The organism is Parvibacter caecicola, assembly GCF_003725335.1.
Classification (GTDB): Bacteria; Actinomycetota; Coriobacteriia; order Coriobacteriales; family Eggerthellaceae; genus Parvibacter; species Parvibacter caecicola.
On the sequence record NZ_QIBY01000001.1, the window covers coordinates 206,632 to 230,525 of the forward strand.

10 protein-coding genes are annotated in these 23,894 nt (G+C 65.8%); 1 reads left to right on the forward strand and 9 read right to left on the reverse strand.

What is annotated here, in order from left to right; all coding sequences use genetic code 11:
- Nucleotides 1-24: 24 nt before the first annotated feature.
- The 4 genes from rpoD to DMP11_RS00935 form a co-directional block, all read right to left on the reverse strand.
- On the reverse strand, nt 25-1,311 hold the full coding sequence (rpoD, locus tag DMP11_RS00920; protein WP_123184611.1) for an RNA polymerase sigma factor RpoD: 1,287 nt from the start codon (nt 1,309-1,311) through the stop codon (nt 25-27).
- A gap of 87 nt (nt 1,312-1,398) precedes the next feature.
- Nucleotides 1,399-3,723 (reverse strand): replication restart helicase PriA, encoded by a 2,325-nt coding sequence (gene priA, locus DMP11_RS00925; protein ID WP_194950427.1) that lies wholly within the window; start codon nt 3,721-3,723, stop codon nt 1,399-1,401.
- 25 nt (nt 3,724-3,748) lie between these two features.
- Nucleotides 3,749-5,011: a methionine adenosyltransferase gene (metK, locus tag DMP11_RS00930; protein WP_123184612.1), complete on the reverse strand. Its 1,263-nt coding sequence runs from the start codon at nt 5,009-5,011 to the stop codon at nt 3,749-3,751.
- A 182-nt stretch (nt 5,012-5,193) separates the two neighbouring features.
- Nucleotides 5,194-5,784, reverse strand: coding sequence for a TetR/AcrR family transcriptional regulator (locus DMP11_RS00935; RefSeq protein WP_123184613.1), 591 nt, complete (start codon nt 5,782-5,784; stop codon nt 5,194-5,196).
- A gap of 329 nt (nt 5,785-6,113) precedes the next feature.
- On the opposite strand from DMP11_RS00935, the gene DMP11_RS00940 reads away from it, so the two are divergent.
- Nucleotides 6,114-7,640 (forward strand): radical SAM/SPASM domain-containing protein, encoded by a 1,527-nt coding sequence (locus tag DMP11_RS00940; protein ID WP_235869349.1) that lies wholly within the window; start codon nt 6,114-6,116, stop codon nt 7,638-7,640.
- A gap of 418 nt (nt 7,641-8,058) precedes the next feature.
- On the opposite strand, the gene DMP11_RS00945 is transcribed toward DMP11_RS00940, so the two are convergent.
- The 5 genes from DMP11_RS00945 to DMP11_RS00965 form a co-directional block, all read right to left on the reverse strand.
- A complete protein-coding gene (locus DMP11_RS00945) occupies nt 8,059-9,675 on the reverse strand; it encodes a YwqG family protein (protein ID WP_123184615.1) in 1,617 nt (538 codons plus the stop codon).
- 128 nt (nt 9,676-9,803) lie between these two features.
- Nucleotides 9,804-10,187, reverse strand: a complete 384-nt coding sequence (locus tag DMP11_RS00950) for a hypothetical protein (RefSeq protein WP_123184616.1) — start codon at nt 10,185-10,187, stop codon at nt 9,804-9,806.
- Nucleotides 10,188-10,225: 38 nt separating this feature from the next.
- Complete coding sequence (locus DMP11_RS00955; protein WP_123184617.1) at nt 10,226-11,344, reverse strand: hypothetical protein; 1,119 nt, start codon at nt 11,342-11,344, stop codon at nt 10,226-10,228.
- A 148-nt stretch (nt 11,345-11,492) separates the two neighbouring features.
- On the reverse strand, nt 11,493-13,076 hold the full coding sequence (locus tag DMP11_RS00960) for a YwqG family protein (RefSeq protein WP_123184618.1): 1,584 nt from the start codon (nt 13,074-13,076) through the stop codon (nt 11,493-11,495).
- Nucleotides 13,073-23,620, reverse strand: a complete 10,548-nt coding sequence (locus DMP11_RS00965; protein WP_123184619.1) for an AHH domain-containing protein — start codon at nt 23,618-23,620, stop codon at nt 13,073-13,075. Before DMP11_RS00965 ends, DMP11_RS00960 begins: the two co-directional genes overlap by 4 nt.
- Nucleotides 23,621-23,894: the final 274 nt, after the last annotated feature.

Consider the following 23,894-nt stretch of genomic DNA (forward strand, 5'->3'; position numbering starts at 1 on the left):
CCCGCGGAGCGGGCGTCTTCGAGGTTAATCTTCCAGATAATCCTTCAAGCGGCTGGACCGAGAGGGGTGCCGCAGCTTCGCCAGCGTCTTCGACTCGATTTGGCGAATGCGCTCACGGGTGACGCCGAATTCGCGCCCCACTTCCTCCAGCGTGCGCGGATGGCCGTCCTCCAAGCCGAAGCGCAGGCTGATCACCTTGCGCTCGCGCTCGGCCAGGCCGTCCAGCACCTTGCCCAGCTGCTCTTGCATCATCGAGAAGCTGGCGGCGTCGGGGGGCACCACAGCGGCGTCGTCCTCGATGAAGTCGCCCAGCTGGGAATCCTCTTCCTCGCCGATGGGGGTTTCCAGGCTCACCGGCTCTTGCGAGATCTTCTGAATCTCGCGCACGCGCTCGGCCGAAAGCCCCATCTCCTCGCCGATTTCCTCGGGAGTGGGTTCGCGCCCCAACTGCTGCAGCAGCTGCCGCTGGATGCGCACCAGCTTGTTGATGGTTTCCACCATGTGCACGGGAATGCGGATGGTGCGCGCCTGGTCGGCGATGGCGCGGGTGATGGCCTGGCGGATCCACCAGGTGGCGTAGGTGGAGAACTTAAAGCCCTTGGTGTAATCGAACTTCTCCACGGCGCGGATGAGGCCCAGGTTGCCCTCTTGGATGAGGTCGAGGAACAGCATGCCACGGCCCACGTAGCGCTTGGCAATGGACACCACCAGGCGCAGGTTGGCCTCAATCAGCTGTTGCTTGGCATCCAGGCCCACTTGCTCGATGCGGGACAGGCGGCGCCGTTCGCGGCGGTCGAGGATGACGCTCTTGTCCACCTCGATGTCGCGGCCGGTTTCCTCGGCCATCTTCAGGTCGCGCTCGGCCTTGTCGGAGGCCTCCAGCTGCTCGCCGGCGGCAACGCCCGCCTCGATCTTCATGGCCAGGTCAATCTCCTCGGCGGCCGTGAGCAGCGGCACCTTGCCGATTTCCTTCAGGTACATGCGCACCGGGTCGCCGGTGAGCATGGTCACGTTGGCATCGGGGTTGCGCTTGCGGCTGCTGCGGGCCGACGCACGGGCGCGCACACGGGGCAACACCACATCGGTGGTGGCCTTCAGCTCTTCCTCGGGGATGCCGTCCAGCAGGCTTTCCTCGTCATCGTCTTCCAGGCCCGCTTCGATTTTCTCTTCGTTCAAATCGCCGGAACCGGCCTCGATATCCTCTTTGCCGGTGGGGGCGATGTCCTCTTCATCGTCGATGTCGTCCACCAGGACGTCTTCCACTTCAAGGACTTCGGTGCTTTGAGACTCGTTTGCAGAAGAATCCGCCACGCTGTCTCCTTTCTATTGTGAAAATGGACACAGCTTCGCCATAGTAGGGCGCAAGCCGCAAATATCTACATTACCACAGAGAAACGGCTACAACAAGTCCAATGGGTCAATGTCCACGGCCACGTTGGCCCGCTTGTCCGCCTTTCGCTGGCGGAAAAAGCCCAGCAGTAAAGGCGAGATGTCGCTGCCCTGGGGGCACTTCACCACGATGTGCCAGCGCCAGGCCCCCCGTAGCCGCTCCAGCACGCAGGGCACCGGCGCCAAGAGCTGCCAGCTGTCCCCCACCTGGTCGCGGATCAGCACCTCCAACTGCCGGTGCAGCTGGGCCGCCACGTCCTTCACGTCGTCCAGCGACGGGCCCCATATAAGTATGTTGGCCATGCGCACGTAGGGCGGGTAGCTGAAAAGGCGCCGCTTTTGCAGCTCGCCCGCCACGAACCAGTCCCGCGCGTAGCGGGCGGCCCCCATGATGGCGGCCGAAGAGGGCTCGTAGGTTTGCACCAGCACCTGCCCGGGCACGTCCCCCCGTCCGGCACGGCCGGCCACCTGCTCGATGAGGTTGAAGGTGCGCTCGGCGGCGCGGAAGTCGGGCAGGTTCAGCTGGGTGTCGGCGTTGATTACCCCCACCAGGGCCACATCGTCGAAATCTAGCCCCTTCGCGATCATCTGGGTGCCCAAAAGCACCGCCCTGGGTTGGGCGCCGAAGGCCTGCAGCAGCCGCTCGTGGGCCCCCTTGAAACGGGTGGTGTCGGCGTCCATGCGGATGATGGGCACCTCGGGCCCCGCCTCCGGCATGGCGTCCAGCAAGGCGCGCAGGTCCGCTTCCACCCGCTGGGTGCCGGCGCCGAACTTCTTGAGATAGGGCGAGCCGCACTCCGGGCACTTCGGCGGCACCGGGGCGCTGTAGCCGCAATGGTGGCACACCAGCTTGGCGCCGTCCTCGTGGTACGTGAGCGAGGTGGCGCACGAAGGGCAGCTGGGCACGAAGCCGCAGTCGCGGCACAGCAGAAATTTCGCGAACCCCCGCTGGTTAAGCAGCAGCACCGCTTTGCGACCGGCGGCAAGCGTGTCGGCCAGGGCGCAGGTGAGGGCGCCGGAGAACATGGAGCGGGAGCCAGCCGAGAACTCGCGGGCCATGTCCACCACCTCGATGGGAGGCAGCGGCTTTCCGTTGGTGCGGTGTGGCATGGCGGCCCGGCGCCAGCGGCCGTCGCGCCCCAGGCGCTCCAGCGTTTCGATGGAAGGGGTGGCCGACCCCAGCACCACGGTGCCACCGGCCCGCTCCATCATCCAAAGCGCTACGTCCACCGCCCGGTAACGGGGCTGGCTCTCCTGCTTGTAGGTGCTCTCGTGCTCTTCGTCTATAACCACAAGCCCCACGTTGGCCAGCGGCGCGAACAGGGCGCTGCGGGCCCCCACCACCACATCGGCCCCGCCGCTTTGGATGAACTGCCACTGGTCGAAACGCTCGCCGGCGCTCATGCGGGAGTGCATCACCGCCACACGGTTGCCGAAGCGGGCGCGGAAGCGCCCCACCGTCTGAGGGGTGAGGGAAATCTCGGGCACCAGCACGATGGCGGTGCGCCCCTCCGCCAGCACCGCCGAGATGGCCTGCAGGTACACCTCCGTCTTGCCGGAGCCGGTGACGCCGTCCAGCACCACCACCGAGCCGTCGCGGGCCGCACGGGCCTCGTTTATCACTTTCAGGGCGTTTTGCTGATCGGGCAGAAGCGGCAGCGGCTCTTGCACCGACGCCCCTTCCGGCAGCGCTTCGGCCGCCCCGCGCATCCGGCGGCGCGCCTCCACCGCAACAAGCCCGCGGTCCGCCAGCGCCTTGCAGGGGGCGGAAGCACTGCCCACCTGTTGGTTCAACTGCCCCATGTTCAGCGAGCCGCCAGCCGCCGCCAGCGCTTCCACCACCTGCCGCTGCTTCACGGCGGTTTTGGAAAGTTGCTCTAGCGCTTCCTCCGCCGGCGCCGTCAGCACCGCCCAGCGCTCTTCCACTTCCCCCACCGCCGGCGCCTCCAGCCGCTGGCCGCGGGGGCCGTTCACCAGATGCGGCACCCCTCCGGGCGGCGTGAACAGCCGCACGCAGGCGGAAAGCGGCGCGATGTAGCGGTCCGCCAGAAACTGGGCGCACGCGGCCCCCTCCTCGTCGAAGAAGGGGCCCGCCAGCACCCGTGTCACGCCCTTGAGCTTTCGGGGATCCACCGGGCAGGCAGCCTCGGTTTCCCAGCGGTCCACGGCGATCACGAAGCCCACCGCCTTGCGGCTGCCCAAGGGCACCAGCACCGCATTGCCCACCGAAACCGGCTCGCCGTCGGCGGCGCAGCCGTCCGCCAGCCCGTAGGCGTAGGGGCTGTCCAGCGCTTGGGTGGGAATGTCCAGTATGACCGAGGCCGTTTGAATCAAAGGAGCCCCTTATCGGCCGGCGCCGCTACTCAAGCCCGCAGGCCTGGCGCAGCTGCTGCACGCGATCGGTCTTCTCCCAGGTGAATTCGGGAAGTTCGCGGCCGAAGTGGCCGTAGGCGGCGGTTTTGCGATAGATGGGGCGACGCAGGTCCAGCGCGTCGATGATAGCGCCGGGGCGCAGGTCGAACACCTGGGCCACCGCCTGCTGGATCTGTTGCTCGGGCACGTGATTGGTGCCGAAGGTGTCCACCATCACCGAAACCGGGCTGGCCACGCCGATGGCATAGGCCACCTGCACCTCGCAGCGGTCGGCCAAGCCGGCGGCCACCACGTTCTTGGCCACCCAGCGGGCGGCGTAGGCGGCAGAGCGGTCCACCTTGGTGCAGTCCTTGCCCGAGAAGGCGCCGCCGCCGTGGCGTCCCATGCCGCCGTAGGTGTCCACGATGATCTTGCGGCCGGTGAGGCCGGAGTCGCCCATGGGGCCGCCCACCACGAAGCGACCGGTGGGGTTGATGTGAATCTGGGCATCGTCCGCCAGCGCCACGCCTTCCGCTTCCAGCACCGGGTTTATCACGTTGTCGATGATGGCCTCCCGCAGGGTTTGCTGGTCTACCTCTTCGCCGTGCTGGGTGGAAACCACCACCTTCTCGACGCAGGTGGGTTTGCCGTCCACGTAGCGCACCGTCACCTGGGTTTTGCCGTCGGGGCGCAGGAAGTCCAGCGTTTTGTTCTTGCGCACCTCGGTGAGGCGCTCGGCCATGCGATGGGCCAGGTAAATGGGCATGGGCATGAGAGTGGAGGTTTCGTTGCAGGCGAACCCGAACATCATGCCCTGGTCGCCGGCGCCCACCGTCTCGTAGGGGTCGGCCGCCTGGCCGTGCTGGGCCTCCCACGACTCGTCCACGCCCTGGGCGATGTCGGGGCTCTGGCCGTGGATGGCGTTCAGCACGCCGCAGGTGGTGGCGTCGAAGCCGTACTTGGCGCGGTCGTAGCCGATGTCGGCCACCACTTCCCGCACGATGCCGGGCACGTCCACGTAGGCCTGGGTGCGAATCTCGCCGGCCACCACCACCATGCCGGTGGTGGTGAGGGTTTCGCAGGCGCAGCGCACCTTATCCACATCGGCGGGCTGGCCGTCGGGGGCCACGTAGCCCTGGGCCTGAAGCTCTATCTCCTTCGCCAAAATGGCGTCCAAAATGGCGTCGGAAATCTGGTCGCACATTTTGTCCGGGTGCCCTTCGGTCACCGACTCGGACGTGAACAGATACGTGTTGGAACGCTCTTCCATGAAGCTCCTCCTTCATCGATGCTGGCCGGACCACCTTTAAGAGGGCCGTTTGGGAGCCGCCCCTTAGGTTGGTGTCGGGATCGTAAAGCCAGCTCTCTCCCCCGACTCTGGATAAACGGGTGCGCTTTGGGCACAAAGCCAGATGTTAGCGGTTGGCAGCGCCCTTGGCAAGGCGGCTTTTCTCAGCGGAGCACAACGGGCCTGAACGCCAGCGCGCCGCCCGCCTGCTGCTCCACCGTGGCTATCAGCTGCTCCAGCGGGGTGTCCTGGTCGTACTTGAACCAGTGCAGGAACACCGAGAACACGCCACCCAGGTAGTAGCGGGCCAGGTACTCGGCCGCCAGCGCGCGCTCGGGGTCGTCGGCCTCAGAGCCGTGCAGCTCTTCGAAAATGGCCGGCTGCACCATGTCGATGATGGCCTCCATGGGCACCGAGTTCAGCAGCCGCTCGTAGATCACCGGGTCCTCTTCGGTGAGGTCGCGGAAGGCCAGCAGCACGCGGCGCAGATCGATGACGTCCCCTGGCTGCCCCGACGAGCGCAGCGCCGCTGCCACTAAGTGCTCCAGAAGCTCGCGCACTTCGGCGTCCACCAAATCGTCGATGGAGCTGAAGTGCAGGTAGAAGGTTTTGCGGTCGATGTCCGCCTCGCTGGCCAGCCCCGACACCGTAATGGCCTTCAAGGGCCCCTGCTCCAGCTTGCGGCGAAACGCCTCCCGAATGGCGCGGCGGGTTTTCACCACCCGTCGGTCCAGCTTTTTAACCGCCTTTTCCATGCGCGCTCCTGCCTGCTTCCGTCAGTTTTTGTTTCCCAGCTGTCACTGCAGCGGGCAAAGGTGAGTCCTATAATCACATAAAGTTACGGGATAGGTGTGGATTATTTCCTAACTGATGATTTCTGTCAGCCAGCCGAAAACTCCCCCGCAAGGCAGTTTTCGCAAGGACAACGGAATGCAATCCCCGCCCCAACAACGCAGGGCGCAAAAGCGAAACAACTCCACGTCAATCCCATACTAAACCAATACTTCCCGGGCAACACCGCCGAAGGACCAAGGAGACACGAAACAGACGAGGGAGTGATCGCATGAGGCCCATGGACTTCGCAATGCGCGCAACGGCAAACAAACTGGTGGATTATCTGTGTGACGACCCCGAAAACCACATGCAGTCGATGTTCGACAAGCTGAACGCCATCTCCCCCGATGCCCTGTTCCCCTCCCAGCGCGAGGCCTTCCGCCGCGTCATCGAGGACAAGAACAACATGTACGACCTGCTGATGCGCGTGATGGCCCTGAACCCCGCTGTGCGCAACGACCTGCTGAAAACCTTCCTGGTGGAGGGCAACCTCATCGCCTGGGGCAAGCAGGAGAAGGCGCGCGAGAAATACCGGTGCAACATCCCCTGGGCCATCCTGCTCGACCCCACCAGCGCCTGCAACCTCCATTGCACCGGCTGCTGGGCGGCGGAGTACGGCCACAAGCTGAACCTTTCGTTCGAGACCATCGACTCCATCATCACCCAGGGCAAGCAGCTGGGCTGCCACATCTACATCTACACCGGCGGCGAGCCGCTGGTGCGCAAGCGCGACCTCATCCGCCTGTGCGAGAAGCACCCGGACTGCGCGTTTCTGTGCTTCACCAACTCCACCCTCATCGACGAGGAGTTCTGCCAGGAAATGCTGCGAGTGAAGAACTTCGTGCCGGCCATCTCGGCCGAAGGGGACGAGGCCGCCACCGACGGGCGCCGCGGCGACGGCGTGTACCAGAAGGTGGACGCGGCCATGGACCTGCTGAAGTCCCACGGGCTGCCCTTCGGCGTGTCCATCTGCTACACCTCCGCCAACGCCGACTCCGTGGCCAGCGACGAGTACTTCGATTGGCTGATCGACAAAGGCGCCCTGTTCGCCTGGATCTTCACCTTCATGCCGGTGGGCAAAGACGCCCCCACAACCCTCATGCCCACCACCGAGCAGCGGGTGAAGCTCTACGAGTTCAACCGCCACGTGCGGGAAACCAAGCCCATCCTCACGCTGGACTTCCAGCACGACGGCGAGTTCGTGGGCGGCTGCATCGCCGGCGGGCGCCGTTACCTGCACATCAACGCGGCCGGCGACGTGGAGCCCTGCGTGTTCATCCACTACTCCAACGCCAATATCCACGATATGTCGCTTTTGGACTGCCTGCGCTCCCCCATCTTCATGCAGTATTACGAGAACCAGCCCTTCAACGACAACTTCCTGCGGCCGTGCCCCATGCTGGAGAACCCCGACTGCCTGGTGGAGATGGTGGAGAAATCCGGCGCCCACTGCACCGATTTGCAGTCGCAGGAAAGCGCCCAGGAGCTGGCGGACAAGTGCCGCCCCGCCGCGGCCGATTGGGCGCCGATGGCAGAGGCCATCTGGACCGACGAGGCCGACCCGCGCGCCGCTGAGCGCCATCGCGACGATTTGGGGCAAGCGGACAGCGACCAGGACCTGCACAAGCGCCAAGGGCGGCAGCTGCGCAGCGCCTTCGACCCGGCCCGCGACAAGCGGCTGCCGAATTGGGACGGCGCCGCCGAGGCTATGGCGGCAAGCGAAGAGCGCATCCGCCGCGCCCAGGAGGCCCACCGCCAGCAAATCGCTGCCGAATAGGGGCTTGGAGCTCCGTTCTGCATCTGTTGCGTGAGGAGGGACTTGCTTCCCGACAATGCGGATAGATTGCATGCGGGCCCTACCAAAGTCGCAATTTTGCGCTTGGGTACGCATTTTGTCAGCTTTGGTAGGGCCCGCGCTGTTTCTCGCTGCCCATCTGGCAGTTATTCTGAAACAAGGACTGTTTCTAACTGGGGAAACGCCACGTATTGCAGATTCGTAAAACCGGAAATTCCGTCGCGCCCTATCAAAGCTGCGAAAACACGCGCAGAAGCCTACCAAAGTCGCCAAAACATGCAGTGGTATCCGCGTTTTCGCGACTTCGGTAGGCTCCCTTGCAGAGCCCATGCAACCGTCGGGAATCACGAAGCATTACAGCGCAGGAAGGTCTTTCCATGTAGTGATGAGCGAAAGCGCCCTACATTCCGTCCCACCAGTACATGATGTCGGAGAAGTCGCCGGCGGCGAGGTTCTCCGACGGGATGAAGAAGTACATGCGGCCGCCGTCGCCCACCTCGATGTAGCGGCCGTGGTCGGAGGAGAGCTGGAAGAGCAGGGCGTCGTAGCGGCGGTAGCGCTCCTCCCAGGAGCGGCGGTCGTCGGCCTGCACGAAGGAGGGGTAGCCGCCCACCTGCACCGCGGGCGGGTCGCCCGCCTCCTCCCCGGCCTGGATGGCGAGCTCCAGCGGGAGCGACCGGTCCGAGGCGTAGCGGTCGACGTCCTGCGTGCCGGACACCGGCAGGCCCGGATGAGCGGCGTTCCACAGCCCCGCGAAGGCGGACTGGACGCGGGCGTCGAAGTCTTCGGGGCGCGAGGGGAACGGGCCGCCAAAGCGCACGGCCCAAGGCCCCTCGCCCCATCCCAGGCCGTCCTCCGCCTCCTCCGGCGCCGCCCTCAGGGCCGCGCCCTCGGGGTCGGGGGCCCAGAGGGCCCGGAAGCCCGCCTGGGCCGCCATGTCGGAGGGGTCGAGCCCGAACTCCGGCTCCTCCCCCACGAACAGGCGCAACAGCCCCTTTTCCGGGAAGCCGGGCAGCGGCGGCAGGTCGGCCATGTCCAGCTGCGCCAGGAAGCAGAGGGGCTCGCCGCCGGGGCCTTCCGGCCACTCCTCCCCCGGCAGCATGGCTGGCGAGCCGCACACGCGCGAGCCGAGCGCCCCGCAGGGGCCGCCCGAGAGCTCGCCCGCCGCGGCGGGCAGGGCGGGCAGAGAGGCCAGCGCCTCCTCCCGCACCGCCCGGATCTCGTCGTCAAGCGCCGGCCCGTCGTAAGGGGCGGCCCCGGGCTTTGCCCCGGACGGGGCCGCGGGCTCCACGGCCGCATGCTCCGCAGCTGCGGGCCCCCCGGCCGCGGAGGGCGCCGGCGCGGCCGGCGGCTCCTCAAGCGGCACCAGCTTCTGGCCGAACGCGTCGGGGTTCTCCCGCGGAAGGCAGGCCTTGCCCCGCTTTCCGCTGTTCACGTAGTAGTCGCCCACCTCTAAAAAACCCCAGAACCTGATTGAGCCCGGAGGGCATTCGGAGTCCCAGGCCAAGACGAACTGGAACCCTTCCAGGCCGGCCGCCATCACCTTCTCGACAAACTCGTCGGTGCAGAAGCAATAGCCTATCTCCAGGCCCCGTATCTTGAAGATGGGGGCGGTTACCCTGTCCGGAACGAAGTCGAACGAATTGACCTTTTTGATGGCACGGCTCTTGGGGTCGTCGAACAGGTAGCTGACGTCCGCCAGCGGGCCCAGGCAGTCCAGCACGACAATGGGGTTCACGAGCCACGCCCCTCCCCCCACGTCAACCCGAACGAACTGGACATAGGGCGCTATCAGGCTTTCCAGGGCGCCGAAGGCCTTGTCGCTGATGACCGGCGCGCCAGGCTTGAACCAATGAAGGTCCTTTTTGAAGGGCTTCTTTTCTACAAGCCAACAGAAAATAGATGTGTCTTCGATCTTCGCACCGCGCAATAGCCCGATTATCTCGCTCGGCGACCCCTCGTCCCACCACACCTCGTCCTTGTTGCTGGGCGCGGGCTTGATTTTCCATACCCTCATTTTTTTCTCCAGATCCAGTCATCTTCTTCGGAAAGCAATCCCTTATTCGTACCAGCCAGCTCTGGCAGCATTTCGCGCAGTCGCCCCCATCACGGCGCCCGCGCCTTGCCGCCAGGAGACAGGCACCGCTAAGGCTGAGCGATCACCTTCTCGACCTTGAACCGCCCGTCCTCGAAAACGCAGATCACTTCGACTATGTCGTAGTTCTTACGGACCATGCCATCGTCAAATACAACTCTGTAGAACCCAATCTTCATCGAGCCTCCCCCGGGCCACACAAGGGAGGACTTCCTTATCAGATCCTCCTTTGCATGAAGAGAACCCTCCTCGCCAAGCTTGAAGGGACGAAAATACTCAATAGCCGACTGCTTCTCCAAAGTGGCCCGTGGGGCTAGCGTCGTCGTCTCAATGATTTCATCGTATACGGGCGCTAGAGCAAACCATGATACCCCCAGATAAGCAGCAGCAGCCAAAAGCAAAGCAACAAAAGCAATCAGAACCTTCTTTATCATTGCTCATCCTTCAATCTCAACATGCGAGGCACCGGCCATTAGCTCACAGTCACTTTAACGGCCCTCGCATCCTCCCCCGCCCCCTCGAAGCCAACCGAAACGCCAAGGGCCGGCGACGAGACGAGCCCGGGCTCATCGATCGGGTCGTCGCCCTCGGCCACGAGCAAGGCGCGCACCTCCCGCCGGGAGAGGCCGATCAGCTCGGCGCCCCTGAGCCGAGGATGGGACCCCGCCCCGAAGACGATCGACGTGCATTTTTGGTTGTCGTCGAAACCGAGCTCTACGCCTTCGTACACCTGCCGACGAACCAAGCCATTCACTGACGCCTCTTCGACCGCCAGGGCTCCAACCCTTCTCCCTGCAATGCAGGAGGGCATCCCCAGCCTTATCGCCCCGGCCCTCTCCCTGGGAACTATCTCGTAGAAACGGAACCCCGGGCAATCGAAAGAGGGGTCCCATGCGAACCCGAAGCCATCCTCCGACGTGATCGACAGCGCCTCCCCCGTCCACGCCATGGACTTCGCGTAGCTGTTCCTAACATGGACCATCTCCGGCCCGGTTTCGGCCATCAGGAACCTGCCCATCATCTGACCGCCCTTGCCGAACACGTAAAGCCACACCAAGAGCCGCTCGGTATTGCTGTCCGCAATCGCGCTGGCCTTCAGTTTGGAGGCAGACCTCTTCTCGTTGACCACCCAGATGCTCTGGTACCCAACTTCCCTGACGATGGCGCAGGCCTTCCTGGGGGATGCGACGGGGACGATGCCGTTCGCCTCCAGAACATCAAGGCCGGCCTCGACGATGTCGACAATGACCTTCTTTTTCTGGTAGTCATCGAGGTCATAGAATCCGGAGAGATCCCACGGGATGCTCACCTGGCAGTAGCCGTCGTAGCACGAGACGGAGGTTTCCTCGGAGTAGCTGTCGCAGCTAATCGTAAGGAGGTGGAACCTGTCGTTTCTCACAGGGGCCATGAGCCTTTGGATCATGCCGGTGACGCAAGTGGACATGATGTTGAACGGGCCTCTTTCCGTCGCGGCCTCACCGTACAGTTGCGCATCCGCCTCCGCCGGGTCCACGCCGTCCAGAAGAAGCCTCTTCCTCTTCTCCGGGTCCACCGTCCTGTCCCACACTACGTTAATCCATTTCCACAGCATCTTTATTCCTAAGGTCGTTCGTGCTTCTTCATAGAATTATCCCCTTTCCGGAGCGCTTTGGCATGCTGCCCCCCGATGACACCATGGCTGCGCGTTGTCGCTGCGGTATCAAACGCCATCTCAGCTCCCTGGCCCCGCATCATGGGCCCTAGCCGCAGTCCCACCAGTACATGATGTCGGAGAAGTCGCCGGCGGCGAGCTTTTCCGACGGGATGAGGAAGCACATGCGGCCGCCGTCGCCTATGGCTATCCAGCGGTCCCAGTCGCAACTCAGCTGGAACAGCAACGTGTCGTACGGGCGGTAGCGCTCCTCCCAGTTGCGCCAATCGTCCTGGCAGAAGACGGGGTAGCCTCCCACCTGCACCGCCGGCGGCCCGCCCGCCGACGCGCCCTCCCTGGAGGAGAGGTTCCACGTGAGGCCGGGGTCCGAGGCGTAGCGGTCGGCGTCGTCGTGCATCCGGCCCACCGGCAGGCCCGGATGGGCGGCGTTCCACAGCTTCGCGAAGGCGCCCTCGACACGAAAGTCCACGTCGTCGGGCCTGGACTCGAAGGGACCGGCGAATCGCATGGCCCAGGGGCCGTCGCCCCATCCCAGGCCGTCCTCCGCCTCCTCGGGGGCCGCTCGCAGGGCCGCGCCCTCGGGGTCGGGGGCCCAGAGGGCCCGGAAGCCCGCCTGGGCCGCCATGTCGGAGGGGTCGAGCCCGAACTCCGGCCCCTCGCCCACGAACAGGCGCAGCAGCCCCTTTTCCGGGAAGCCGGGCAGCGGCGGCAGGTCCGCCATGTCCAGCTGCGCCAGGAAGCACAGGGGCTCGCCGCCCGGCCCTTCCGGCCACTCCTCCCCCGGCAGCATGGCGGGCGAGCCGCACACGCGCGAGCCGAGCGCCCCGCAGGGGCCGCCCGAGAGCTCGCCCGCCGCGGCCGGCAAGCCGGGCAGGGAGGCCAGCGCCTCCTCCCGCACCGCCCGGATGTCGTCGTCAAGCGCCGGCCCGTCGTAAGGGGCGGGCTCGGGCCCTTCCGCGGAAGGGCCCGATGGCTCTATTCGCTCGGCGGCCGAAGCCGTCGGCTTCCTCAACGGCACAAGTTCTTGACCGAACGCTTCGGGGTTCTCGCGCGGCAGGCAGGCCTTGCCCCTCTTGCCGCTTTCAATATAGAAATCCCCGATGGGAACAATCCGTTCGAACTTGATAAGCCCACGTGGGGCGCTTGAGTCGAAGACAAGGCTGAAGTAAAAGCCCTTGAGCCCGGCCTCGATGACCCTTGACACAATGAGGTCGGTGCAAAAGCACCCCTTGGTCTCGATGCCCTTGATTTTGAAAAGCGACGCCCCCGACACCAATGTCTCGTCTAGCTCGTATTGCCGCACGTACCTGATCCACGTGAACCCCCGATCCGAATCGGCCACAATGTCCGATTCGGAGGTCAGGCAATCTATCACGGTAGTCACATTCACCAGCCAAGCTACTTGGCCATCGAGGTCCAGCTTGATGCATTGCGCGGACTCCTCAATGCAGCCGGCAAGCACCGAGTGCGCTTTGTCGCTCACGATCAACGCCGCCGGGTCGTAGGTGTACAGGTCGTTTCTTAGTTTTCTCCTCCTCTCCAAGGGAATGTCGTTGCCGCATTTCTCCAACCGGTTCCCGTCAAACTCCGGCATCGAGCCATACGGCGCTCCCTCGCTGCGAAGCAGCAGATCCTTGTTTGATTTGCTCGCGTCAATCCGCCATACCCTCATTGCTCTCCTCCCTTGTATTTTCCGCTTTCTAGGTCGTATCTAATTCTCCGAAGCTCCGCAATGATAGAGTCTTTTTTGTCGTTAAAATTTTTTCCGCGTTTCTCCGCCTTCATAAGCCGCTCCTGTACATCCCTGTAATAATAGTCAGTGTGGACCGACGGATGATAACTTGCTAAAAGCCCAGCATCCTTGTACGGAAGAAACACTCCGTTTGATGCGGAATTGATTCCGATATGATACTTTTCTAGCAGCTTTCGAGATTCCGCAGCTCGCGCATCGGCGCCCGCCACAATATGGTGTGCTGCGTTTGCGTATTTTGGCGGCTGAATGCCGGCCTTCTTCAAAGCCGTGCGCAATACTCCCGAGTCAGCAACTTCTCCAGGCAGAAAACCATCGTCTAAATCGCCAACCCTATCAGCCGTTAGAATGGAGTCAAAGGCCTCGTCAGCGCCCTTTGCAACTTCATCGGCAGTATGATTCGAGTTTTTAATTAAGCCCCCAACGGCATCAACAACGTCATCGCCGTACTTGGCCCCTAGTCGACCAATCTGAGCCGAATCTCCGGCAAATGGAATGGTGGCGCCAAGGGACAAAACCCCTTCGAAGTCATTTCGCTCAGCGAAGTAAATCAATGCGTTAATCAAATCGGGACCCGACCCAATAGCAGGAGGTATCCCCAGCAGATCAAGGACGGTATGGGTTACGTTCAGCGCGATCTTGACCGGTTCGGGCGTCTGCGCCCCGATGTGCTTCATATCCTTACTGCAGTAGTTCCCGCGGATCTTCTGGGCCTGAGACTGGCTGTAGCTCACCACATGGGGGAACAGGCTGCCGGACCTGGCACCGCCCCACAGCGATTTTGAGGACGAAGAAGACGAAACCTTCTTCTGGCTACCGGATTTCGGCGTCAAAGAGACATGCGTGACGAGCCCCGGCATTTCAGTGCGAAAAGCTTGGGATGCTTTCGGGGTCCCAGACGATACTCGTGCCGCCCGCGCCGCCACCCCACTCCACAGGGGGAGCTTGGACATGCTGAGCGCAAGATTGTTCATCCCCGTGCTCAGCGGCGACTTTCGGTGCTTCAGGGCAAGTTTGGTGTTGAGCTTCTGCGTCTTACCCTTGGCGGAGTTGTTCTTCAGCCAGCTGTTTCGCTGTTTCTGGCTGGAGAAGCGCTCGTGGCCGGTGGGGTCGCTGTAGGTTACGGGGTTGCCGGCGCAGTAGGCGTAGCGGTTCAGGGTGGCGGGGTCGGAAGCGTCGCCCAGGTACGTGTCGGCCGTGGGGAACGCCGCCTGGGCCGCGTCGTAGAAGCGGGCGCGCAGGTACTGGAGGGCCGTGCCGCCGCCCACGTGCTCTTGGGAGTTGTAGCCGAAGAAGGGCAGCTCGCCCGCGCCGGAGGCTTCGCCCCAGGGGCTGTAGGCGTAGGCGGAGGCAACTTCGCCCCCGGCGAGCAGGGCGGCCACTGAGCCGCGGCCATCATCCAGGTAGTAAGAGGCGCCGGTGCCGGTGAGCGCCGTTTCGGTAAGGGCGTCCTCGGCCAAGCCGTACGGGCTGGCAGCGGCTGAGGCGCCATCGGCATTCGCGGCGCCGGGGGCGATTTGCGGCAGCGCATTGGACGGGAGGGAGGACAGCAGCGCCTGGCCCTCGCCGTAGAGGAGGTTTTGGGAAGCGCCGGTGGCGCTTGACGAGCGCCAGAGGGCCTTCGAGGTGTCCCCCAGGGCGGACGCCGTGGCGTACTCCGCCAGCTCCCAGCGCTCCTGCACGTAGGGGTTCTCCACCGGCACGGGGGCGCCGGCCTGCGGCGGCGCGTTCGCGGCCGCGCCGCCTTCGAGGGCCTTGCGGGTTGCCGCCACATCGCTGGCAAGCGTCACCTGCCCTGCCACTTGGGCCACCTCCACTGGAGTGAGGCCCGCTTGGGGCAGCAGGGCCGCGAGGGCGCCCGGCGATGAGGCGGCGGGGTTGCCTTTGTTGTCCTTCGGTAAATGGGTGTTGTTTTCGTCGCCGCCAGGGGGCAATAGCGCCGTGAGGGCCCGCACCATGGCGGCGGGGTTGGGGGCCAGCAGCAATGCCAACGGCCAGGGCGCGCGATTCGGCCCGGCGGTCTCGGACACGGGGGCGGCGTCACTGCGGCTGGCGATGTTCGCGGTGGCTGCTATGGCACTGGAGAGCCCAGCACCCATCGGTGCTGCGGCTGAGGCAGAGATGAATCTCTGCCCTACGATGGATATCGGAACTTCATGCGCATCTGGCGCGGGCCGCTGGCCCGCGGTAGCCGCCTCGGCCGTACCGGCCGGAGCGCCCTCGGTGAGAACCACTTCCACTTCGTCGGTGTGGTAGAGGGAGGCCTGGCCCACCTTGTTGCCATCGCCGTCCCACACGGCGGCGAACAGCACGCGGCCGCCCTCGCGCACAGCGGCCAGCCGGCCTTCGGCGCCGTAGCTGAAGGTGCGCTCCTGGCCGCCTTCTTCTTGGGCGGAAACCAGGCGCCCGGCACGGTCGTAGGAATAGGAGGCCGCGCCGTCAGCGCCGCTCTTGGCCACCAGGCGGTTGGCCTCGTCGTAGGCGAAAAGGATCTGCCCCGGGTTCTCCCCCGCCGTGCGGGCGATGGCGGTGCGGTTGCCGGCGGCGTCCCAGCTGTAGGCCTCGCGCACCAGCAGCTGCTCATTTCCGTCGCGCTCCTCGAACGAGGTCAGCTTGCCGGTTTCGTCGTAGGCGTAGGCGCGGCTGCGCAGCCGGGAGGTGCCGTCCGGCTGGACCACGGAAGACCGCTCGGCCACCGGGTTGCCGTCGGCGTCGTAGGAGTAGGCGAAAGCGGCCAAGGGCTGCCCGCCGGCGCCTTCGGTGACCGCTTCCGTCACCTGGCCCAGCGCGTCGTAGGCCCAGCGGGTAACCGTGCCGTCGGGGCGCGTCAGGCGCACCGGACGGCCCTCCTCGTCGTATTCGTAGAGATAGGCGCCGTCGGCCGCATCCGCCCGCGCAAGCTGCCCCGCCTCGTTGTAAGAATAGCGCACCTTCGTGCCGTCGGGGTATTCCAGCACCGCCAGGCGGCCAGCTTCGTCCCGCTCATAGCCGATGCGCCGTCCGGCGGCGTCGGTTTCCGCGACAAGGCGCCCCAGCTGGTCGTATTCGCGCCCGGCTTCGCCCACGGAGTCGCTGCGGACGGAGAAGCCCTGCCCGGCGCCCTCGTAGCTATACGTCACAGGTGCGTATTCGGTGCCGGGGTAGCTCTTCTCCACCAGGCGGTCCAGCTCGTCCCAGCGGTACGCGGTCACGTTGCCGGCGCCGTCCACCATGGCGCTCACGCGGCCCGCCGGGTCCAGCTGCAACTGCTCCGCGGTGCCGTCGGGGCCCTCCACCGAGGTGAGGCCGCCCTCGGCATCGCGGCCGTAGCGGGTGGTGCGCCCCAGGGCGTCGGTAACCTGGGAAAGGCGCCCTTCGGCATCGTAGCCGTACGAGGTTTCAGCCCCCTGCGCGTCGGTGACGGAGGTGAGGTTTCCCAGGGCGTCGTAGCCGTAAAGCGTTTCGGCGCCGGTGGGGCCCAGGGCTTTGGTTATTCGCCCCATGGGGTCGTATTCGGCGCGGGACACGTTGCCCAGGGCGTCCGTCACTGCCGCCAAATTGCCGGCGGCGTCCCAGGTGAAGGCGGTTACGGCGCCTGTGGGAGAGGTTTCGGCCACGGGGCGGCCGTCCTTGTCCCACTCCCATGCGGTGCGGTTGCCCAGGGCGTCGGTGCTGGCCACCGGGTTGCCGGCGGCGTCGTATTCCCAGATGCGGGCCCCTTCCGGCCCTGCCTGTGCCAGCAGTTCGCCGGTGGCGCTCCAGGTGTAGGTAGTGCGCTCGCCCGCGGCCCCCGCCGCTTCCAAAAGGTTGCCCGCCGCGTCCCAGCGGTAGGTTTCCCGCGCCCCGAGGGCGCTCACGTAGGCCGTCAGGTTGCCGGCGGCGTCCCATTCCCATTGCTCGCTGTTGCCCAGCGCGTCGGTGGCGGACGTCAGGTTGCCGGCGGCGTCGTAGGCCCAGCTGCCGCCGCGCCCCAGGTTGTCCGTGGCGGAAACCAAGTTGTCGGCGTCGTCCCAGGCTAGCTGGGTCACCAACCCCCGCGGAGAGGTTACCTGCACCGTACGGCCGGCGGCGTCCGAAAGGTATTCCCACGTTGCGCCGGTGCGGTCGGTGCGGGAAGTCAGCTGGTCGCGGTAGCCGTAGCTGTAGGTTGCGCTGTTGCCGGCGGCGTCCGTTTCCGCAGTCACGTTTCCCGCCGCATCGTAGCTGTAGGAAGTGCGGGCGCCGGAAAGGTCGGTGGCGGCGGCGAGGCGGCCGAGGGCGTCCCATTCCCAGGTTTCCCGGTTGCCCAAGGGGTTAGTGTGGGCCACCGGCAGGCCCTGGGCGCCCCACTCCCATGTTTCCTGGGCCCCTTCGGCGCTGACCGCCTGCACCAGCTGGCCCAGTAGGTCGTAGCCGTAGGTGGTCTGGTTGCCCAGCGGGTCGGTTTCCCCCAGCAGGTTGCCGGCGGCGTCCCACTGGTAGGCGGTGCGCGCGCCCTGCGCGTCCACGACGGTCGCCAAGTTCCCCAGCGGGTCCCATTCGTAGCGCTCTTGGTTGCCCAAGGGGTCCGTAAAGGCGGCAAGGTTGCCGGCGCCGTCGTAGGCGAACAGCTCAAGCGCCCCGTCCACTTCCCTCAGCTGCGAGATCATCTGGCCGCGGGCGTCGTAAGCGTAGGCCCAGGCGCCGCCCCGTTGGTCGGTGTAGCGGACCAGGTTGCCCATAGCGTCCCATTGCCACTGCTGCACCGCCCCGCCCGGCGCCTCCACCTCGCATAGGTTGCCCCACTCGTCGTAACGGCACAGCCACTGGCGCCCCAGGGCGTCGGTTGAGGCCAGAACCCGCCCCTCCCCGTCGTAGGCGGCCGTAAGCAGCGGGCCCTCCTCGTCGGAGGCGGCCGCAAGGCGCCCCATGGCGTCGTATTCGAGCATGGTGGTGCGGCCCAGCGCGTCGGTGGCGGAAACGGCGTTGCCGCAGGGATCGTAGCCCCAGGCCTCCGTCGTGCCGTCGGGATGGGCGGCCTCCACCTGGTTGCCGGCCGCATCGTAGCTGTAGCGGGTTTCGTTGCCCAGCGCGTCGGTGACGGCCACCATGCGGCCTGCGGCGTCGTAGGCGGCAGAACGGCTGTTGCCCAGCGCGTCGGTGATTTGCACGGGGCGGCCGGCGGCGTCGTAGGCCACAGCAGTGCGGGCGCCGTTGGGAGCGGTCACAGCGATGAGGTTCCCGGCGGCGTCCCACTGGTAAACGGTGCGGTTGCCGGCGGCATCGGTGGCGGCCACCAGGTTGCCCAGCCGGTCGTACTCGTAGCCGGAGCGCTGGCCCAGGCCGTCCTCCTCCCACACCTGCCGGCCGCAACGGTCGAAGCCCCAGCGCCCCACCGGACCCGCATCGTCGTCGGCGGCGGTCAGCTGGCCGGCGGCGCTCCACTGGTAGGCGGTGCGGTTGCCGTTGGGGGCCACGGATTCGGCCAAATTGCCGGCGGCATCCCACCAGAAGGCCCAAACGGCCCCTTCCCGGTCCACCTTCGCCAAGCGCCCCGCCGCCGTCCACGTGTAGGCGGTGCGGGCGCCGGCACCGTCGGTGGAGGCCAGCAGCGTGCCGCCCGGCCCCCATTCGGCCGCCTCTTCCGAGCCGTCGGCGCTCACCTCCCGCAGCACCTGCCCCAGGGCCCCCGCTTCCCGCAAGGTGACGTTGCCCATGGGGTCGGTTTCCGCCACGGCCACATCGAAATCCGCATCCCATTGCGCAGTGGAGCGGTTGCCTAGAGGATCGGTTACGGCGACGGCGCGCCCCTTTGCGTCGTACTCGTAGGAAGTGCGGTTGCCCAGGGCGTCCTCTTCCCAGGCTACGCGGCCGCGGCTGTCGCGGCCGTAGCGCACCGTGGCACCGGCAGCGTCGGTTTCCGCCACCACGTTGCCGCAGCCGTCGTAGGCCCAACGGGAAGTGTTGCCAGCGGCGTCGGTGGCGGCGGTCATGCGGCAGCAGCGGTCGTAGGCGAAGCTGCTGCGCTGCCCCAGGGCGTCGGTGGCGAAAAGCACCAGCCCTTCCGGGTCCAGCGCGTAGGCGGTGGTGGCGCCGCAAGCATCGGTTTCGGACACAAGCTCGCCGGTGGGGCTGTAGGCGCGGCGGGTAACCGAGCCGTCGGGGGCGGTTTCGCTCACCGGCCGACCCATGGCGTCGTAAGCCCAGGTGGTGGTGCCGGCGGCCGTGGTGCGCGACCGCAGCAGGGCACCGCTCCACGTGTAGGTTTCCCTCACGCCGTCGGCATCGGTGGCGGATGTTTGGCGGCCGTAGGAGTCCACCGTGTAGGCAGTGCGCCCCGTGGCCGGGGACACCTCCGCCGTAACATGGCCGGCGCTGTTGCGCTCCCAACGCCACAGCGAGCCGTCCGCATCGGTGCGGCTGACAAGCCGTCCCTTGCCGTCGTAGGCCCAGCGGGTGGTGCGGCCGCCCACGGTGGTTTGGCGCACCATGCGCCCGGCGCTGTCGTAGCCATAAGTGCCGTTCTCGTCGGAAGCGAGGTTTCCCGCCTTGTCGTAGCTGCGCTTGGCAACGGTGCCGTCGGGATATTCCACGGCGGTGGTGCGGCCATAGGAGTCGTAGCGATAGGTGGTGACGTTGCCGCAGGCATCGGTGGCCTTCGTCCAGCCGTTGCCGTACTGCAGCGCGGACGCGTTGCCCTCGGCGTCCCATTGGCGCACCACGCGCCCAGCGGAGTCGTAGTTGTTCTGCACCACGCGGCGCCCGGCGCGGTCGTAGCGGGCGATCATGCGGCCGGCGCCGTCGTACACGTAGCGGCAGCTGTTGCCCGCCTGGTCGGTGAAGGACGTAAGGCGGCCCGCCGTGTAACCGTAAGCCAGCTTCGTGCCGTCGGGCAGCCGGATGGCGGTGATCAGCCCTTCGCTGTTGCAGGTGACGGCGAGGGTTTGGCCTTCGGGCGTCTTGATGGCGGTGAGCCGCCCCAGGCTATCGCGGGAAAACGCTGTGACCAATCCCGTGGCGGAAGTTCGCGAAACCAGAAGGCCGTTGCAATTGAACTGGGCACTGCTGCCGTCGCGGTAGCGGGCCTCCCATTTGTACAGGGTGCGGCTGCCGCTCTTGTAGGGGATGCGCTCCATCACCGCGCCGGGCAAAAGCGCACAGGAAAAGCGATTGCCGCCGGCGGGGTCGAACCAGTAGGTTTTCCCATCGCCGCAGCTCAAGGCCACGGCGCCGCTTTCCTCCAGGCCGATGTGCTCGTCGAAGGGGCTGGCCCATCCGGGGCCGAACACCGAGGGGGACTGCTCGGCCATGGCGTTGTAGCTGCGGGCCAGCTCCAAATCCTCCTCGATGCCCGCCAGCGTTGCGTCCACCGTCTCGATGGTGAAGTTGCCGGTGTTCAGGTTCACTGGCTCGAACCCGTACTCGCAGTGCATGTTGCGGCCCATGAGGGCGCTGTCGATGCGGCGCTTCTGGGCATCGGACAGCGCCTTGGGGGCATAGCGGGCGGTGGTTTTGGGGTTGCGCACGAACAGCGTGTTGCCGCCCACCACCAGCATGTCCTGCACGCCGTTGTTGCGGGCCAGTTGGTCGGTGGTGGTGCCGTAGTGGGCCGCGATGGAGGGCAGCGTGTCCTTCGCCGTTGCCCGGTACACCAGAAACTTGTCGGTGGTGGCGTGCTTGCCCACTGCGGTGCCGCTTTCGGCATGGGCGCGAATTTGGTACACGGTGTCTTCCGTAAGCCCCGTGAACAGCTTACTCTGCCAGTTGGACAGCTTGTCCCGGTACTTGGTTCCGTTGGGGAGGCTGCCCTCCCAGCTGCTGGAGTTGGGGTACTGGTAGCTGCGGCTGGCGTAGGCCCCGCCGCCGTCGGCCACCGTCGAACCGCGCAGAAGTTCGTAGGCCACTATCGAGCGCGGCTGGGCCACCCCGTCGGCAAAGGCGCCGTCGAAGCGCAGCTTCCCCGAAATGTCCGCCTCCGCCACCGGCCGCAACGTAGCGGTGGTGGCGTTGATGGAGGTGCTGTCGGGCACCGGATCGGGGATGGTCCAATCGATGGACAGTTTGGGCGGATAGGAAGTGGTGCGCTGGTCGAAGATCTCGCACTGCATGTTGCGCTCGTCCAGCGCCTTCACGCACAGCCCGTTCTGGGGCCAGGCGCCGGCAATCCAGTTGGCCACCGGCGTGCGCACATCGAACTGGATGTAGCCGCTCTTCTTCAAGGCGTTTCGGGAACAGATGAACTCGTGGCCCATGTTCTTCTGGGTATTCCAGGTGAGGGTGTCGAAATCCCACTTCGCCAGATTGCGGTACAGGCCGAACTCCGTTTTTCCGCCGCTGTAGTACCAGCGCTGGTGCAAATCCAGCGTGGCGGAGTCGATGCGGGCCTCGTCCATGATGTTCTTGAAGTTGTACTGGATGGCGATGTACACCCGGCCGATGCCCAGCCCCTCGCCGTCGCGGAAGGCGCCGGACCCGGTTTTCACGCCGTCGTCGAAGCCGGCGAAGGCGTAGCCGTCTTCGGAGATGTGCACGTTGGGGGCGTACTGCTCGGCCACGGTCACCCGCATGGCCGAAGGGGCAATGTCCACTGCAGGGTCGATGCGCACCGGGTAGGCCCGCTCGGGGGCGGACAGCCACTCCCAATCCGGCAGCACCTCCACCAGGTAGCGCCCCTCGCCCGCCTCTTCCAGCGCCAGCTGCAAGTGGTTGTCGAATTCGCCGGCGGCGTCGGTGGCCAAGGGAGCCGAAAGCACCAGCACCGGCCGCGGCCTTTCCGTGCCATCTTCGCCATCAACCGCCGATGAACCGTCGCCCACGCCGTCGGACGCGAACGCTTCTGCACCGGTGCCATCCGTTGCTAACGCGCTGTCCTCGCTCGCCGCGTCCGGCACCAACGCTTCCGCACCGTTATCGTAGGGCAGAGGTTCTATCTCTGCCTTGGCTGCAGTCCGCAAATCGGCCGTGCGGTAGACGGCGATTCCCGTGCCCTCGGCCACCGCCGTCAGGTCCTCCGACAGGCACAGCGCCTCCCGCAGCTGGAAGGGCTCCACCGGCCGCTGCAGCACCACGTCTTCCTTCACCAGGGAGCCGAGCATGGTGTACTGCCAGTCAACGCCGGGCAGCACATCGGAGAAGCGCACCGCCTCGCCTTGCGCGACGGGCCGGCTGAAATCCCCTTCCAGCGGCGCTAAGCTGGCGCGCCAACCTTCCCCTTCGTAGGTAACGCCGCTCTGGGGCCCCAGGTCGGAGGGAATGCGCACCCGTACCCCGTTGGAGCGCGGCTCCCAGGCCTCTGGCACCGCACCTGCGGCCCGCGCAAGGGGGCTGTCAGCATCCGGGGCGGCGGCGCTGGTCTCGGAGCCCGGATTCTGCGACGCCTCGTCCCCTGCGGGGCCTTCAGCATCCGGCACCGTCAAGCTCAACGTGCGAGCCTCGGCCACCAATGGCCCCGAAGCGTTTCCCACCGGTTCCGGCGCCTCCGCGGCCACTAGCGTGTTGTCGATGGCACGCGCGTCGCCGTCCTCGTCCATATAAGCGGTGTCGACGCCGCCCAGCACCGTGCGGTACTGACCGTCGCCCAAACTGTACACGGCGGCAGCGCCGTCATAGGACACCAGATGGCCCTCGGTTTCCGGCTGCTCGTAATAGTCCACCGGCATCCGCGCCGGTTGGGTGCTGGGATCATCCGCGACAGCGTCGGATTCGGCACCGGCGCTATCTGGCGCCGCAGGACCCGCTTCCGAGCCTTCCGCCGAAGCCTCATCACCCAACGCTTCGCCGCCGGCCAGAAACCCATCATCCCGCACTTCGTCGGCGGCAGCGTTGCCATCGACGGCGTCCTCAGCCTCCCCGTCGCCATCTGCGCCTTCGGAGGCATCGCCCTCCTCGCCGAGGCCCTGAGCCAAGGGCGGCTCCTGGGCCGACGGCACGGCGGACGCCTCGTCAGCCCAGGCGGGAAAACTGCTGCCCAGAAGCGAAAACGCCAGCAAGAAGGACATGAGGCACGAAAGCGCGGCCCGCGCCATCTTCCGCGAAGAGCCCACGACCGAGCCGCCCCGGCCTGCGATTGCTCCCCCAGGCCCCAAGGCCGAAGGACGCTGCGCCCAAGCGCAGAGCGCGAACGCAACCGCCAGAAACGCGAAACCCAAAAGCCCGTCGACGGCAAGGCACAGCAGATGCCCCAGCGCCCCCGGCACCAAGCCCAGCAGCCCGTGGGCGCCCCAGGCCGCCAAACCGGTGACGGCGAACAGCAGCGCAATGGCGGGCAGCGCCCGCAGGGGGATTCCCAAGCAGCGCCGCCGCCCATGGAGGCCCTCCGCGCCGCGCACCGCTTCGCCCGCCTTCGCCGAGGCGGCCGCCAATAGCGCCCCCTGCGCCAAAGCGGCCGCAAAGGCAACCAGCACTCCGAAAGCGCTTGGCGCGCCTCCCCATTCCACAAGCAACTGGGCAGCCAACGCCGCCACCGCAGAGGCACCCGCCATCCACGGCAGAGCGCCGCGTAACTGTCCCACCAAACCCGCAACCACCATCAGAGCATCCCCCCAGATTCCTGTCGAGTCCATTGCGGCAAACTTGCACAGGAACAATAAGGTAATCATCTTATAGCAAATTGTCCAAAACTTTTTGTAGTAAAAGAAAAATGAGCTATCAAAATTTGTCATAAAAATGATGCTTTTGCTGGTAATTGTTAGGAAATAAAGCTATAGTGATTATCATCTTTTAACCACGAGAGAAAGGAAGAACCATGTTGTTCTATTCCGCCCCCACCCAAGCCAGCAGCTGCATCAAAATCGGCGCGATGGA

Bases quoted from the DNA above. Each gene is read 5' to 3' on its own strand.
- metK (WP_123184612.1), bottom strand. From the start codon at position 5,011: ATGGAAGAGCGTTCCAACACGTATCTGTTCACGTCCGAGTCGGTGACC.
- DMP11_RS00935 (WP_123184613.1), bottom strand. From the start codon at position 5,784: ATGGAAAAGGCGGTTAAAAAGCTGGACCGACGGGTGGTGAAAACCCGC.
- DMP11_RS00940 (WP_235869349.1), top strand. From the start codon at position 6,114: ATGCGCGCAACGGCAAACAAACTGGTGGATTATCTGTGTGACGACCCC.
- DMP11_RS00945 (WP_123184615.1), bottom strand. From the start codon at position 9,675: ATGAGGGTATGGAAAATCAAGCCCGCGCCCAGCAACAAGGACGAGGTG.
- DMP11_RS00950 (WP_123184616.1), bottom strand. From the start codon at position 10,187: ATGATAAAGAAGGTTCTGATTGCTTTTGTTGCTTTGCTTTTGGCTGCT.
- DMP11_RS00955 (WP_123184617.1), bottom strand. From the start codon at position 11,344: ATGCTGTGGAAATGGATTAACGTAGTGTGGGACAGGACGGTGGACCCG.
- DMP11_RS00960 (WP_123184618.1), bottom strand. From the start codon at position 13,076: ATGAGGGTATGGCGGATTGACGCGAGCAAATCAAACAAGGATCTGCTG.
- DMP11_RS00965 (WP_123184619.1), bottom strand. From the start codon at position 23,620: ATGGTGGTTGCGGGTTTGGTGGGACAGTTACGCGGCGCTCTGCCGTGG.